Consider the following 14,834-nt stretch of genomic DNA (forward strand, 5'->3'; position numbering starts at 1 on the left):
CATGAGCGAGATGGACAACCGCGTCACGCTGACTGTCGACAACATGGAATACGGCGGCTGGAAAAGCGTGGAAATCACCGCTGATCTGGAGCGTCAGTTTCGTACCTTCAAGCTCGACATCACCTGGCAGTGGCCGGGGCAGACCGTGGATCAACGGATCAAACCGGGTGACCCCTGCGAAGTGAAAATCGGCCAGGACCTGGTGCTCACCGGCTACGTGTTCAAGGCGCCGATCAGTTATGACGGACGCCAGATCAGCCTGAGCATCGAGGGCAGTTCGAAGACCCAGGACCTGGTCGATTGCGCGGCCACCAACCGGCCCAACCAATGGCAGGACCAGCCGTTGCTGACCATCGTTCAGGCACTGGCGATGGAGTACAAGCTGATGGTGGTCAACCAGATTCCTGAGACCGCACGGCTGGCCAAACACACGATTGTGCCGGGGGAAACGGTGTTTCAGTCGATCGACCGTTTGCTCTCGCTGTTCCGGGTGTTTTCTACCGATGACGAGCAAGGCCAGCTGGTGCTGGCCAAACCCGGCAGCGGCGGGCGCGCCAGTGATGCGCTGGAGCTGGGCAAGAACATTCTGTCGGCCAATGCGCCGATGGATCAGAGCCAGGTGTTTTCCGAATACCGGGTGATCGGCCAGCAGAAAGGTTCGGACCAGAAGAGCGGGGCGGCGGTGAGCGAGGTTGAATCCACAGCCGCCGACCTGAGCTTCAAGCGGCGACGCACCACGATCATCAACGAGGGCACCGCGCTGACCTTCGAACTGGCCCAGCAACGCGCCCAGTGGGAGAGCGTCACCCGCATGGGCCGGGCGCAGACCACCACCTATCAGGTGCAGGGTTGGCGTCAGTCGAACGGCGATCTGTGGCGCCACAACACGCTGGTCAAGGTCAAGGATCCGGTGCTCGGTTTCGATGGCGACATGCTGATCTCCAAGGTGTCGTATTCGCTGTCGGCACAGGGTTCGGTAACCACCCTGCAAGTGGCTCCGCCGCATACGTTTGATCCTGATCCAGTCCCCCCGAAAAAAACCTGAGCCTGACTCCGAAACCTGTGGGAGCGGGCTTGCTCGCGAAAGCGTCGGCCGCTCCAACACCCCATTGACTGACCCACCGCTTTCGCGAGCAAGCCCGCTCCCACATTTTGTCTGTGTCGGGTCTGCTCCTTGAGGACAACTTATGAGCCTACTGACACGCCTGCTGGCGCGCGGCACTGTCGTGCTCGCCCAGTCGGCATCCAAGCTGCAATCGCTGCAAATGCGCCTCACCGCCGGCGAGGTGAACGACGACATGGAGCATTTCGAGCCCTACGGTTTTACCAGTAACCCGCTGGCCGGCGCCGAGGGCATCGTCACTTTCCTCGGCGGCGACCGTTCCCACGCCATCGCCCTGGTGGTCGCCGACCGCCGTTATCGCCTGCAGTCGCTGGCTTCTGGCGAAGTGGCGATCTACACCGACGAGGGCGACAAGATTCATTTCAAGCGCGGGCGGATCATCGACATCGAAACCGCCACGCTGAACATCCGCGCCAGCAGCGCGGTGAACTTCGACACGCCGGTGATCAACCAGACCGGCAAGATCGTCTCCCAGGGCGATCAGGTCGCTGGCGCCATCAGCCAGATCAAACATGTGCACGGTGGCGTGCAGGGTGGCAACGGCCAGACTGCTGCGCCGACGGGAGGTGCCTGATGTTGATCTCGCCCAACCTTGAGGCCGCGTTGACCCGCGCCGTACTGATCAGCCTGTTCACCTGGCGCCGTGCCGCCGATGACGACGCCCTCGACGACGAGGAGCGCTTCGGCTGGTGGGGCGACAGTTTCCCCACCGTTGCCGACGACCGTATCGGCTCGCGGCTGTGGCTGCTGCGCCGGGTCAAGCTGACCCGACAGACCCAGATGGACGCCGAGTTCTACGCCCGTGAAGCCCTGCAATGGCTGATCGACGACGGTCACTGCAGCGCCATCGACATCATCAGCGAACGCCTCGACGCCCAGCGCCTGAACCTGCGCACGGTCCTGACCCTGGCCGACGGCGAACGTCTGGACATCAACCCCGATAACAGTTGGCAGGTGATCTATGCCGTTTGAAACCCCTTCGCTGCCGGTGCTGATCAAGCGCACCCAAAGCGACCTGGCCGGCGATTCGCTGCGCCAGTCCGATGCGCAAGTACTGGCGCGTACCCTTGGTGGTGCCGCGTTTGGCCTGTACGGTTATCTCGACTGGATTGCCGAGCAAATCCTGCCGGACACCGCCGACGAATCGACCCTTGAACGGATCGCTGCGCTGCGCCTGAACCAGCCGCGCAAACCGGCGCAAGTCGCCACTGGCAGCGTCAGTTTTACCGCAACCGCCGGGGCGGTGCTGGATGTCGACACGCTGCTGCAAGCCAGCGATGGCCGCACCTACAAAGTCACCACCGCACGCACCACCGTCAATAGCAGCAACAGCACCACCATCGCCGCACTGGATGCCGGCAGCCTCGGCAATGCCGATGCGGGTCTGGCACTGAACCCGGTTCAGCCGATTGCCGGCGTTGTCGGCAACAGTTTTGTGGTACTGGCGCCGGGTCTCAGCGGCGGTGTGGCGCGGGAAAGCCTGGAGTCGCTGCGCTCGCGGGTGATCCGCTCCTATCGAGTGATTCCGCATGGCGGTTCGGCCAGCGACTACGAGACCTGGGCCCTGGAAGTGCCGGGCGTGACCCGCGCCTGGTGTCGTGGCGGCCTGCTCGGGCCGGGCACCGTAACGGTGTTCATCATGCGCGACGAAGACCCGCAACCGGTGCCCAACGATGAGCAACTGGCGGAGGTTCAGGCGTACATCGAACCGCTGCGTCCGGTGACCGCTGAAGTGCACGTGCAGCGGCCAATTCAGGTGCCGGTGGTGTACCGCTTCAAGAGCGTCAATCCCGACACCACTGCCGTGCGCGCCGCGGTCGAAGCGCAGTTGCGCGACCTGCACAACCGCGAGGCCGATCTGGGTGTGCCGCTGCTGATCAGCCATATCCGCGAAGCCATCAGCAGCGCCGGCGGCGAGTACGATCACACGCTGACCGCGCCGGCTGCTGACGTGCCTGCGGGGGCAAGCGAACTGCTGACCTTCGGAGGTTGCGTATGGGGGGCATAAGAACCGCCGCGCAATACCAGGCGCAACTGCGCGCGTTGCTGCCCAGCGGTCCGGCGTGGGACCCGGAGCGCGTGCCGGAACTGGAGGAAGTGCTGCAAGGCGTCGCCGTCGAACTGGCGCGCCTCGACGCCCGCGCTGCCGACCTGCTCAACGAGATGGACCCGGCCGGGGTCAGCGAACTGGTGCCGGACTGGGAGCGGGTGATGGAATTGCCCGACCCGTGCCTGGGCGCCACGCCGCTGTTCGACGACCGCCGCCTCGCCGTGCGCCGACGCTTGCTCGCGGTTGGGAGCCAGGCCGTCGGTTACTACCTCGACATCGCCAAAAGCCAGGGCTACCCCAACGCCTCCATCACCGAACACGAAGCTCCACGCATGGGCCGCGCACGTTTCGGCGCGGCGCACTGGGGCACCTGGGAAGCGCAGTTCATGTGGACGCTCAATACCGGCGGCCGGCTGCTGCTCGGTCGGCGTTATGGCGCGAGCTACTGGGGCGAACGCTTCGGCGTCAACCCGGGCTCGGCGCTGGAGTGCCTGATCCACCGCAGCGCACCGGCGCATACCAAGGTGCATATCAACTATGACTAGGGAGGAGTGACGGGATGGATTATCCAAACAGTGTGCCCAGCGCCGGATTGGTAAATGGCAAGTTCGTCGATGAAAACCCGATGACTGGAACCCCGGGATCGTTGATCCCCGCAGATTGGGGTAACGGCGTTACCCAGGAAATTCTCAACGTGATCAAGGCCGGGGACCTGACCCCGGACGAGAAGAAATACGATCAACTGCTGCAGGCGATTCAGAGTGTTTCGGCCAAGGGCTGGAACCTGGACTCGGCATTGCCGTTGGGCGCGTTGCCGTTGCCCACGGTTGCCACGACTGACGGGCGTCTGCCGATTACGCCGGCGGCGGTGTCCACCAGTGGTGGACGTGTGTCGGTGCCGGCGGGGGTGTATGTCAGCCTTGGTCAGGAGGTGCTGGCCGGGCAATTGGGGCGTTCGCGTACGTTCCAGACGAGCGCCTGGAGCAGTGTCGATTTGCTGCCCAGTTCTGCGTACTTTCTGCGCGCCCAGGTGATCGCGGGCGTGCTGACGTTTTACATGCAGCGCGGCACGATTTTCGATGTGGTGCCCGAGTCGCTCAAAGGCACGGTCAACGGCGCATCCGGTGGCGGCTTCCAGTCTTCGGTGCTGGATATGTGTCTGGCCTGGGTCGTGACCGGGGCGCCGGGATCGGTACCGGTGGTGCGTTCGATCTACAACCGTGCGCGGCTGGTATGGACACAAACGATCAATGGCACCGGTGCGCTGTTTCTGCCGCTGGATCCGCATGCCAGGGCTGCACGATTGGTCGCGGGTAATCCGACACCTTCCTCGACGTCAGTAACCAGTGTCGCGTTTCCCGGCGCAGGCTGGATGGGAGGGAACTACAGTTACCTGTCACCGGTTTCGACCGGTGTGTCCAACAACCCGACTGGCTGGACTGCGGCGAACCTTTATCCATGCGCCATTTTCACCAACAACGTGCTCAATGACGTGACTGTTTCGACGCTGACCGCCAGTTTCGATCACACCCAGTTGCGCTCCCTGTGGCAGTGCTATCAGGCCGAACATACTCTGGGGCAAACGACCGCCGACAGCGATGAGCTGTTAATGAGTATGGGCATCAAGACCCACCCGACGACGGATTACAGCGTGGGTATCCCGATCAACTTTGCCGAAGCCGTGAATGTGCAACTGACATGGGAGCTGATTCGATGATCGTCATTCAGGAACTCCATCACATCGATGGCGAACTGCGCCTGCCACAACCTTCCGCAGCCCATGACTGGGACGGCGAGCAATGGCTGGCAAACGCCGAAAAGGTCGCTTTGCTCGAGCAACAGGAAGCCGAACGACTCTGTGCTCAGGTTGACGCCGCCGCAGATTACGCCCGCAACCTGCTGGCCGGCGACCCGCTCAAGGCCATGGAATACGCCCAGGCTGCGGCCGACGCGCAGGCCTATCAGGACGCCGGCTACCCGAAAAAAGAAGTGCCGCTGTCAGTCGCAGCATGGGTGGTTAAAGGTCGTACCGCCAAACAGGCTGCCGAGCAGATCCTGAGCAAAGCCGACCAGCTCACCGACCATCTGCTGACCTTGCGCACCTTGCGCCTGAAGGCCAAAAACCAGATCCGCGCGCATGGGGCCAAAGGCAACCTCGACCTGGCGCGCAGCGTTGGGGAACAGGCGTTGACGGCAATCCGCGAACTGCTCGACAGCCAGAGCGCTTAGCCACGACCCCGCCTCTGCTGCGCCCAAGCCCACGTCCTGTGGGCTTTTTATTTTCAGAAAACAGACCGCTGGCGGGCTCTCGGTCGTGAGCCTGACGACGCGGTTGATTTGTTATTTCAGAGGAATGAAAAACCTATGGACTATCCAAAAAGCGTCCCCAGCGTCGGCCTGGTCGATGGCCGCTTCGTCGATGAAAACCCGGTGGCGGGAACGCCGGGGTCGTTGATTCCGGCGGTGTGGGGCAATGCTATAACCGAGGAAATGCTCAACGTTGTCACCGCCGCTGGGCTGACACCTGCCGAAGGTGACAACCGGCAGTTGCTCAAGGCCTTGCGAGTGCTGCTGGCATTGGCCAGCCCGATGGCCACGTCGGTAACGAATGTGTCGTCCTCCAAAGCATTGGCGGCCAATGAGCTAGGGCTGGTGCTTGTCAATGCGAGTAGTGGTGCGAGCACTATCAGCCTGCCGCCGGCGGACCTTGCCTTAGGGGTGCGCGACGTCATTGTGCGTCGGGTCGACAACTCGACTTCGCGCTTGGCAGTGCGCGCTTCGGGCACTGACAAAATCAGATTTCATACCCATCTGGCCCTGGACGGTTACCCGTTTTTTGTCCTGATGGGGGCGGGTGACTGGTGGCATCTGCGTAGTGACGGCGCAGGTAACTGGTGGCCGATCGGTCGCTTTGATGGCACGCCATTGGGCCGGACCGTCTTCGAGACCACAGCACTGCTCAACCCCGGAGGATACGGCCCGCTTAACGGCGCGGTATTCAGTCGCAGCGACTGGCCGTGGTTATGGGATCACGCACAGCAGTCCGGCGCCTTGACCACTGAAGCTGCGAGGGTCGGGGCAGAGGGGGGCTGGACCAGCGGAGACGGCACGCTGACTTTCCGTGGGCCTGAAGGGCGAGGCGAGTTCATCAGAGTGTGCGATGAGGGGCGCGGAGTCGATGCTGGTCGCTCGATCGGCAGTTGGCAGGTCGACATGTTCCGCTCCCATCGACACGAACTCAAAAGCGACATGCTGGGCGTTCCGCTGGTGTCGGCACAGAACGCAGCGCCTGACGCCCTGTTCAATCAGGCCAACATGAGTCTGGGGTTTACCGAAAACACCGGCGGGGCCGAAACCCGCCCGCGCAATATGGCCTATCCCGGCCGAATCAAACTGATCTGACGCTGCCGCTTTCCGGCAGTTCTCAATAGCAAAAGGAAGTGAGCAATGACTTATTACTATGTTGTAAATGAAACAACCCAGGAATTGAGCGGACCGATCGAGTTGCCGATTACTCCAGGTATAGGCGTACAGGTTCCCGGCAATGTGATCGAGTTGACGGAACAATTGCCAGCCGCCGAACCGGGTCATGTCTGGGTCTGGCGCAATGGCCAGACGTTGCAGTTGATCGATTTGCGCAACCGGTTCGTCTACCGCAAGGTCGATGGCAACTATGTCTACTGGACCGAACTGGGACCGCTGCCTGATGACCTGACGGCCAAGCCTCGTCCCAACGCGTATTACTTCTGGAAGGACGATGACTGGGTGCTGAACGTCGAAGCCGAACGTGCCGGGCTGGCGGCGCAGGCGGATGTCGAGCGCGACAGTCGCCTGCGCGAAGTGGTCATTCGCGTTGCTCCACTGCAATACGCGTACGACCTGGGGGAGGCCAGCAGTGATCAGCTGGCATCGCTGCAGGCGTGGAAACGGTACACCCTCAACCTGGCTCGAATTGAGTTGCAAACGGATTATCCATCGAAAATCGAATGGCCGAGCGCACCTGAGCGCCTCGTGGTTTCGCCCACCGTTTAACTCGCAAGTCATTCACTGAAAACTCACCGGCAGCCTTGTGCTTCCAGCATTCGGCTGCCTGTAAAACTGAAAGGTTCTGACGTGGATTATCCAAAAACTGTCCCCGGCGTGGGGTTGATCAACGGCGCCTTCGTCGATGAAAACCCGGTCGCCGGTACCCCGGGATCGTTGATTCCCGCCGCGTGGGGCAACAGCGTCACGCAGGAAATTCTCAACGCGATCAAGGCGGCCGGGCTGACGCCTGATGAAGCCAGAACCGACCAGTTGGCAACGGCCATTGGTGCACTGGTCGATTTCACCAAACTGAAAAATACCCCGAGCACATTGGCCGGTTACGGCATCACCGATGCGGTGGGGCGGTTGCTGGCGGTGCGGCAGATCGAGACCGTCGGAATCACGGTTTACAAGCCCAATCCGAGAGCCAGACGAATTCGCGTGCGATTGGTGGGGGCGGGTGGTTCGGGCGGTGGCTGTGCGCCCATTGCGGCGACGTATCAAGGAATCGGTGGCGGTGGCGGGGCGGGCGCTTATGGCGAGAGCCTGTATGACGTCACCCCGGAAATGTTCGCCGGTGTGCCGGTTTCGCTGGGAGCCGGCGGTGCTGCCCGTAATGCGATCGGCCAGGCGGGCGGCGGCGCGTCCTTCGGATCATTCCTGAGTGTGTCCGGCGGTATGGGCGGGCAGACGATTTCGGTCGTGACGGGAGCGGGTACGTCCGGCTTTGTACAAGGTGGTGCGGGAGGTCAAATAGTGACAGGCGGCAACCTCTGCGGTGCCCGGGGCATTCCCGGTACTTATGCGATGTACAACTCCAATTGGGGAGTGCTTTGCGGTGGCGGCGGCCCAAGTCCCTTTGACGGCGGTGGTCCATTGGTCGGTGTAAACGGCACCGGCATCGCTGGCGCTCGAGGCTCGGGTGGCAGTGGTTCTTGCTCCACCAATGCCTCCGCATCTGTTCTGAGCGGCGCTGGCGGCAACGCTTTTTGTGAAATATGGGAGTACGAATAATGGCCCGTTATGCACGAGTGGAAAACGGTGTTGTGGTCGAACTCATCGATACCGGTGACTACGCGATCACCCAACTGTTTGCTCCCGCTTTCGTCGAGACGATGGTGCCGGTACCGGAGAGTGTGCAGGTCGAAATCGGCGCGCCCGTCGGCGAACTGCGACCTGAGAGCGTGCCGTTGCCGGTTATCGACACTCCTGTCGTCACCCCTGAAATCATCTCCGATCAGCAAGAGCCGCTGATGGCCGCGCGCGCCTGGCGCCAGTCCGGTCTGTCGGCCACCGAGTGGTGGGTGACGCGGCATCGCGACGAACAGGCGCTGGGGCGTGGAACCACGCTCAAGGCTGCGCAGTATCTGGAGTTGCTGGAATACCGCCAGGCGCTGCGCGATTGGCCGGATTCAAGCCGGTTTCCTTCGCCAGTTTCCCGGCCTTCGGCCCCCGATTGGCTAGCCGCTGATGTTGGCTAACGCCGTCAGCATGTATGTGATTTCAGATCAGGAGATAAGTAATGGATTATCCAAAAAGTGTTCCCAGTGCGGGGCTGGTGGATGGCAAGTTTGTCGATGAGGATCCGGTAGCGGGTAAACCAGGATCGTTGATTCCGGCGAGTTGGGGAAACGGCGTCACGCAGGAATTACTGAAGGTCATCCAGACTGCCGGTCTTACACCTGCAGAGTCCGCCAATGATCAGTTGTTGGGGGCTTTACGCAGTAACAGGTTATTTGTGACTGCACCACAATTCGACAGCGGCAAATCGGTTGCAACAACTGAATTTGTAACCCGAGCAGGTTTGCAGTTTTCCGGTTTCGGGTCCTATGGCGCGAGCACAGTTCTGAGTGCTGCCAATATCGGTGGAGTCGCCAGCTTTTCTAGTAACTCGCCGATCACCGCGACTTTGCCTTCAATCAACGGAATTGCCCACGCCAGCACCCTTCACGTGATCAACGCCGGCACCGGTATTCTGACGATCAGTCCGGCAGCCAATGAACAGATCGAAACCTGTAATGGCACATTCGGACCGCTAAAGCTGGATCTTGGTGATTCCGCTTATTTGATCAAGCTGAGCAATCAGTGGCGTTTATATGGGGGATCGGTCAGCGACAGGTACGCGACAGCGCATTCCGGTGTCGTAGGTAACGTCGGTTATCAACGCTATCCCAGCGGTAACATCGACCAGTGGGGCGTTGGCACCACGGATGCCAAAGGCGACGTAAATATCAGCTTTCCTGTCTCTTTTCCCAACGCGTTTTCATCGATCGTGGCCATCCACAATGGGGGCGACAGCGCGATGGTCATCATGTACTCCAACTCTGCGACGAAACAGGGCTGCCGGCTGAAGGTCCGCAGCTACACCGGTGACTTCAGTGCGAACTGGGGTGTTTTTTACCTTGCAAAGGGCTATTGAATGAATCCGTTCAATGTTTTGTTCAGCGCCAGTACCCGGGGCGTCTATGTACCGGGTATCAATTCAATGGATATTCCCGACGACGTTATCGAAATTCCTCAGGGTTACTGGATCTCTCTGCTGCAGCAGATGGCGGTCATCCCGAAAGTGATCGGCGTGCGTGCCGATAACGGCTATCCAATTCTCGTCGATCCACCGCCACCTTCACCGGATGAAGCTGCTGACATCGAGCGCCCGTGGCGTACGGCGCAACTCGCCGCCACCGACGGTCTGGTGGCCCGTGATCGCGATGAACTGGAGGACGGCGGCGGCACCACATTGACCACCGAACAGTACGCCGAATTGCAAACCTATCGCCGTGAATTGCGGGACTGGCCGCAGGGTTCCTTTTTTCCGTTCAGTGAGCATCGGCCGGTTGCGCCAAAGTGGTTGGCTGCTGCGCTGTAAGTCATTCAGGGGGGGTGAAATGGACTATCCAAAAAGCGTTCCCAGTGTCGGGCTGGTGAATGGCAAATTCGTCAATGAAGACGTCGTCGCGGGATTGCCCGGATCGTTGATCCCGGCGACCTGGGGCAACAGCGTTACCGATGAGTTGTTGAACGTCGTCAGGTCTGCGGGTCTTGAACCCAATGAAACCGATGTCACGCAGCTGTTGCAGGCGCTGAAAAAAATCAGTCAGGCCGGTGAGGACAAACATGCGATCGATATCGGAGCCGCCAATCTGTACATGGCCAACTACGTGCCGGCCATCAGTACGTTGAAGGACGGTCTGGCGCTGCGCTTTACTGCTGGTAATGCCAACACTGGAGCGAGCACGTTCGCGCCGAACGGGTTGCTGCCCAAGCCGCTACTGAGCCTGGGGCTGAGTGCTTTGCGGCAAGCGGAGATTGTCGCCAGTAGCATCTGTTCGGTGGTGTACAGCGCTGCATTGGACAGTTGGGTGCTGGTTTACGCCAGCGGCGGTAATGCTGCAAGCGGCCGGTTGTTGGGGGTGAAGACATTTACCGCATCCGGCACCTATGAGCCGACAGCCGGAATGAAGCATGTACTGGTCAAGGTGTTGGCTGGCGGTGGCGGAAGTGCAGGAGTGGGTGCGACTACAACCTCCCAGTATGCAACCGTGGGTGGCGGCGCATCCGGAAGTTATGCTGAAGCATGGCTGTCTTCCGACACGATTGGTTCTCGTCAGGTTGTTACGGTGGGGGCTGGCGGAAGCGCGGGACTCGCAGCGGCGAATGCCGGAAGTGGCGGTACCAGTTCTTTTGGCTCGCTGGTTTCTGCTACCGGTGGTGGAGGGTCGCCGTGGATTGGATTTGTCGCGAATCAGGGCATGGGGCTTTATACCGGAGGCTATCCCGGTCAGACGGCCAGTGGCGGCAACATCGTCAATAGTGCGGGAAATGCGGGTGCCCCCGGGATATCTGTCGCCGGCTCAACCCTTGCTGGACACGGTGGCAGCTCGCCGTTGGGCGGTGGAGGTTTTGGCAACAGCGCAGCAGGCTCTCTGGCCGCACCAGGTTCCGGTTTCGGTTCCGGTGCGGGAGGAATCGCCAACGCCCCCAACCAACCTGGCAGACCAGGTGGCGCAGGTGCTTCAGGCGCCGTGATCATCTACGAGTACGCCTGATGAAAACCTACGCACGCATCGTCAACAACACCGTAGTCGAATTGTTCTCCACTGGCGGCAACATGGAAGAGATGTTTCACCCGGATCTGCTCTGGGTCGACATCACTGAAATCACTCCAGCACCGCAAATCGATTGGACCGCCAACTTTGGCACCCTCGGTTGGGTGTTTGCACTACCTGAAGAACATACGCCCGACGGCCCCCTGAAAACTCTGGCAAAAAAATGGCTTACAGGTATTGGCCTTCAACCATGATTCAATCAGGGCAATATCCAGGGAGGATCAAGCATTATGCAAATTACTGAAAAAGACCTGATCGACATCATGCCCAACGCCCGCACCCAAGCGGGCGTTTTTGTTTCTGCACTCAACAGCGCCATGGCTCGCCGCTACATCGACTCGCCCAAACGCATCGCGGCGTTCCTCGCGCAAGTCGGGCACGAGTCGGGTCAATTGCGTTATGTGCGTGAACTGGGCAACAACCAATACTTGAGCAAATACGACACTGGCACTTTGGCTTTGCGGCTGGGTAACACACCTGAGGCAGATGGCGACGGACAAAAATATCGCGGGCGCGGGTTGATTCAGATTACCGGCCGTTCGAATTACCGTCAGTGCAGCCTCGGTCTGTTCGGTGATGAGCGTCTGTTGTCGTTGCCCGAGCTGCTGGAGCAACCGCAATGGGCCGCCGAGTCTGCGGCATGGTTCTGGGAACAGAACGGCTTGAACGATCTGGCTGATCGTGACCAGTTCAACAGCATCACACGCCGGATCAACGGCGGGTTGAATGGCCTGCAGGATCGCCTGGATATCTGGGCGCGGGCGAGGGCGGTGCTATGTCCGGCTCCTGGCGCGTAATCGGCGCGTTGTTGCTGGCCCTGGTTGGCGCGGCGCTGGCGTGGCAGTTCCAGGACTGGCGCTACGGGCAGCGATTGGCCGAGCAGGCGCGGTTGAATGCCGACACCCTCAATCAGTTGAATGTGGCCGCCGCCAGTGCGCAGCAGGTCGAGCAGGATAAACGTCTGGCCCTCGAGCAACGGCTCGCGGCCAGTGAACAAACCCACTATCGAGCCATGAGCGATGCCCAACGTGATCAGGATCGCCTGCGCGATCGTCTTGCCACTGCTGATCTGCGCCTGTCAGTCCTCATCGACGCTGGCGACGCTGCCCAGGGCTGCGGGGTGCCAGCCACCGCCGGCGCCAGCGGCGTGGATCATGCAGCCATACGCGCCCGACTTGACCCGGCGCATGCTCAACGAATTATCGCCATCACCGACAGCGGCGACCGCGGACTGATTGCCCTGCAGGCGTGTCAGGCCTATGTCAGAGCGCTGGCGCCCGAACATTTTGAATGAGTCTGTGTATTGAAAGCGCACCCGGGTCGTGTACGGTGGTCGTCATTCCACCTGATCCGGAGCGCACCGTGAAAGAGATCACTCAACTGGCTGCCGAGCTTGGCCGACGTCTGCAATTGCTCAACGCGCACGTCACCACTGCCGAATCCTGCACCGGTGGCGGGATCGCCGAGGCGATCACGCGGATTCCCGGGAGTTCGGCGTGGTTCGAGGCCGGTTACGTGACCTACTCCAACCGACAGAAAACCCGGCAACTGAATGTGCCCGCCGAATTGTTCGACACGGTCGGGGCGGTCAGTCGCGAGGTGGTCGAGGCGATGGTGCGGGGTGCGCAGCAGAACAGCCTGGCGCGATTTGCCGTGGCAGTCAGCGGCGTGGCCGGGCCCGACGGCGGGACACCGAGCAAACCGGTGGGCACCGTATGGCTTGCCTGGGGAGTAGGCGAGGCGGTTTCCAGCGATGTCCAGCACTTCCCCGGCAACCGCGACGAGGTCCGCCGACAAACGGTGAAGGCCGCGCTAGAGGGGCTGCTGCGACTAGCGGCACGAGAAATCGAAAATCAGGGGTAGGCGATCCGCGAACGCTGTGGAATAATACTGGCTACTTATACAGGTGTTGGCCGTCAGGCCTTATTGATTACGTGAGGACTTTAATGGACGACAACAAGAAGAAAGCCTTGGCTGCGGCCCTGGGTCAGATCGAACGTCAATTCGGCAAGGGTGCCGTAATGCGTATGGGCGATCAGGACCGTCAGGCGATCCCATCCATTTCCACTGGCTCTCTGGGTCTGGACATTGCACTCGGCATCGGCGGTCTGCCAAAAGGCCGTATTGTTGAAATCTACGGTCCTGAATCCTCCGGTAAAACCACACTGACACTGTCGGTGATCGCCCAGGCTCAAAAAGCCGGTGCGACCTGCGCCTTCGTCGACGCCGAACACGCCCTCGACCCTGAGTACGCCGGCAAGCTGGGCGTCAACGTCGATGACCTGCTGGTTTCCCAGCCGGACACCGGTGAACAGGCTCTGGAAATCACCGACATGCTGGTGCGCTCCAACGCCGTCGACGTGATCATCGTCGACTCCGTGGCTGCACTGGTGCCGAAGGCTGAAATCGAAGGCGAAATGGGTGACATGCACGTGGGCCTGCAAGCCCGTCTGATGTCCCAGGCACTGCGCAAGATCACCGGTAACATCAAGAACGCCAACTGCCTGGTGATCTTTATCAACCAGATCCGCATGAAGATCGGCGTGATGTTCGGCAGCCCGGAAACCACCACCGGTGGTAACGCGCTGAAGTTCTACGCCTCGGTCCGTCTCGACATCCGCCGTACCGGCGCGGTGAAGGAAGGCGACGAAGTGGTCGGCAGCGAAACCCGCGTCAAAGTCGTGAAGAACAAGGTGGCTTCGCCGTTCCGTCAGGCCGAGTTCCAGATTCTTTACGGCAAGGGCATCTACCTCAACGGCGAGATGATCGACCTGGGCGTGTTGCACGGTTTCGTCGAGAAATCCGGCGCCTGGTATGCCTATGAAGGCACCAAGATCGGTCAGGGCAAGGCCAACTCGGCCAAGTTCCTGGCGGACAACCCGGAAGTTGCTGCCAAGCTCGAGAAGCAGCTGCGTGACAAACTGTTGTCGCCAGCCGTGATCGCGGACTCCAAGGCTTCTGCAGTCAAAGAGACTGAAGACGACCTGGCTGACGCTGATATCTGATAGCAGCGATGACCACCGCCGTACTTGATACCCTCGTCGCGGTGCGGCGAACCGCCATGGACCTGCTCGCTCGACGCGAGCACGGTCGAGTCGAGCTGACGCGTAAACTGCGTCAGCGCGGCGCCGAGGCGGAGATGATCGAAACAGCCCTTGACCGTTTGACGGAAGAGGGGCTGCTTTCCGAAGCCCGATATCTGGAAAGTTTTGTTTCCTATCGTGCCCGTTCCGGTTACGGCCCTTTGCGCATTCGCGAAGAGCTGGGTCAGCGTGGTTTGCAACGCGCCGATATCGAACTCGCCCTGCGTGAAAGCGGTATCGACTGGCAGGAGCAACTGCGCGATACGTGGCAGCGCAAGTTCTCCGGGCATTTGCCCATTGATGCCAAGGAGCGGGCCAAACAGGGCCGGTTCCTAGCGTATCGGGGCTTTTCGATGGAGATGATCAATCGCTTGTTCAGCGGCAGAGGGATGGACGATTAAGTCGGTTTAAATAAAAAACGGCCCGCTATGAAAATAGCGGGCCGT

General features: G+C 60.7%; 20 protein-coding genes. All 20 read left to right on the top strand.

Annotated features, from left to right (window positions below):
- The first annotated feature begins 1 nt into the window (after position 1).
- Positions 2–1,045, top strand: coding sequence for a phage baseplate assembly protein (locus ACXR0M_RS05495; protein WP_458830640.1), 1,044 nt, complete (start codon positions 2–4; stop codon positions 1,043–1,045).
- 142 nt (positions 1,046–1,187) lie between these two features.
- A complete protein-coding gene (locus ACXR0M_RS05500; protein WP_458830642.1) occupies positions 1,188–1,697 on the top strand; it encodes a phage baseplate assembly protein V in 510 nt (169 codons plus the stop codon).
- Positions 1,697–2,095 (top strand): phage GP46 family protein, encoded by a 399-nt coding sequence (locus tag ACXR0M_RS05505; protein WP_458830644.1) that lies wholly within the window; start codon positions 1,697–1,699, stop codon positions 2,093–2,095. The genes ACXR0M_RS05500 and ACXR0M_RS05505 overlap by 1 nt, the downstream gene beginning before the upstream one ends.
- Positions 2,085–3,131: a baseplate J/gp47 family protein gene (locus ACXR0M_RS05510; RefSeq protein WP_458830646.1), complete on the top strand. Its 1,047-nt coding sequence runs from the start codon at positions 2,085–2,087 to the stop codon at positions 3,129–3,131. Before ACXR0M_RS05505 ends, ACXR0M_RS05510 begins: the two co-directional genes overlap by 11 nt.
- On the top strand, positions 3,119–3,718 hold the full coding sequence (locus ACXR0M_RS05515) for a YmfQ family protein (RefSeq protein ID WP_003222238.1): 600 nt from the start codon (positions 3,119–3,121) through the stop codon (positions 3,716–3,718). Before ACXR0M_RS05510 ends, ACXR0M_RS05515 begins: the two co-directional genes overlap by 13 nt.
- Before the next feature lie 14 nt (positions 3,719–3,732).
- Positions 3,733–4,890, top strand: a complete 1,158-nt coding sequence (locus ACXR0M_RS05520; RefSeq protein WP_458830648.1) for a phage tail protein — start codon at positions 3,733–3,735, stop codon at positions 4,888–4,890.
- A complete protein-coding gene (locus tag ACXR0M_RS05525) occupies positions 4,887–5,402 on the top strand; it encodes a phage tail protein (protein WP_458830650.1) in 516 nt (171 codons plus the stop codon). Before ACXR0M_RS05520 ends, ACXR0M_RS05525 begins: the two co-directional genes overlap by 4 nt.
- 135 nt (positions 5,403–5,537) lie before the next feature.
- On the top strand, positions 5,538–6,575 hold the full coding sequence (locus ACXR0M_RS05530) for a phage tail protein (RefSeq protein WP_458830652.1): 1,038 nt from the start codon (positions 5,538–5,540) through the stop codon (positions 6,573–6,575).
- Positions 6,576–6,620: 45 nt separating this feature from the next.
- On the top strand, positions 6,621–7,205 hold the full coding sequence (locus tag ACXR0M_RS05535) for a tail fiber assembly protein (RefSeq protein ID WP_458830654.1): 585 nt from the start codon (positions 6,621–6,623) through the stop codon (positions 7,203–7,205).
- Between the two features lie 81 nt (positions 7,206–7,286).
- Positions 7,287–8,213: a hypothetical protein gene (locus tag ACXR0M_RS05540; protein ID WP_458830656.1), complete on the top strand. Its 927-nt coding sequence runs from the start codon at positions 7,287–7,289 to the stop codon at positions 8,211–8,213.
- The gene (locus ACXR0M_RS05545) at positions 8,213–8,680 is read left to right on the top strand and encodes a phage tail assembly chaperone (RefSeq protein ID WP_458830658.1); all 468 of its coding nucleotides are present in this window, start codon (positions 8,213–8,215) and stop codon (positions 8,678–8,680) included. Before ACXR0M_RS05540 ends, ACXR0M_RS05545 begins: the two co-directional genes overlap by 1 nt.
- A 41-nt stretch (positions 8,681–8,721) precedes the next feature.
- Positions 8,722–9,618 carry a gp53-like domain-containing protein gene (locus ACXR0M_RS05550; protein ID WP_458830660.1) on the top strand — a complete coding sequence of 299 codons (897 nt, stop codon included), beginning with the start codon at positions 8,722–8,724 and terminating at the stop codon, positions 9,616–9,618.
- Complete coding sequence (locus ACXR0M_RS05555; protein ID WP_458830662.1) at positions 9,619–10,065, top strand: tail fiber assembly protein; 447 nt, start codon at positions 9,619–9,621, stop codon at positions 10,063–10,065.
- A gap of 19 nt (positions 10,066–10,084) precedes the next feature.
- Complete coding sequence (locus tag ACXR0M_RS05560) at positions 10,085–11,245, top strand: glycine-rich domain-containing protein (RefSeq protein ID WP_458830664.1); 1,161 nt, start codon at positions 10,085–10,087, stop codon at positions 11,243–11,245.
- The gene (locus ACXR0M_RS05565) at positions 11,245–11,499 is read left to right on the top strand and encodes a hypothetical protein (RefSeq protein WP_458830666.1); all 255 of its coding nucleotides are present in this window, start codon (positions 11,245–11,247) and stop codon (positions 11,497–11,499) included. Before ACXR0M_RS05560 ends, ACXR0M_RS05565 begins: the two co-directional genes overlap by 1 nt.
- A 36-nt stretch (positions 11,500–11,535) precedes the next feature.
- Positions 11,536–12,102, top strand: a complete 567-nt coding sequence (locus ACXR0M_RS05570) for a glycoside hydrolase family 19 protein (RefSeq protein WP_458830668.1) — start codon at positions 11,536–11,538, stop codon at positions 12,100–12,102.
- Positions 12,081–12,599 (top strand): lysis system i-spanin subunit Rz, encoded by a 519-nt coding sequence (locus ACXR0M_RS05575; RefSeq protein ID WP_458830670.1) that lies wholly within the window; start codon positions 12,081–12,083, stop codon positions 12,597–12,599. Before ACXR0M_RS05570 ends, ACXR0M_RS05575 begins: the two co-directional genes overlap by 22 nt.
- Positions 12,600–12,667: 68 nt before the next feature.
- Positions 12,668–13,168, top strand: coding sequence for a CinA family protein (locus ACXR0M_RS05580; protein WP_458830672.1), 501 nt, complete (start codon positions 12,668–12,670; stop codon positions 13,166–13,168).
- A gap of 83 nt (positions 13,169–13,251) precedes the next feature.
- Positions 13,252–14,310, top strand: a complete 1,059-nt coding sequence (recA, locus tag ACXR0M_RS05585) for a recombinase RecA (RefSeq protein ID WP_085683314.1) — start codon at positions 13,252–13,254, stop codon at positions 14,308–14,310.
- A gap of 8 nt (positions 14,311–14,318) precedes the next feature.
- Complete coding sequence (gene recX / locus ACXR0M_RS05590; RefSeq protein ID WP_041072226.1) at positions 14,319–14,789, top strand: recombination regulator RecX; 471 nt, start codon at positions 14,319–14,321, stop codon at positions 14,787–14,789.
- Positions 14,790–14,834: the final 45 nt, after the last annotated feature.

The organism is Pseudomonas sp. Eth.TT006 (genome assembly GCF_054456575.1).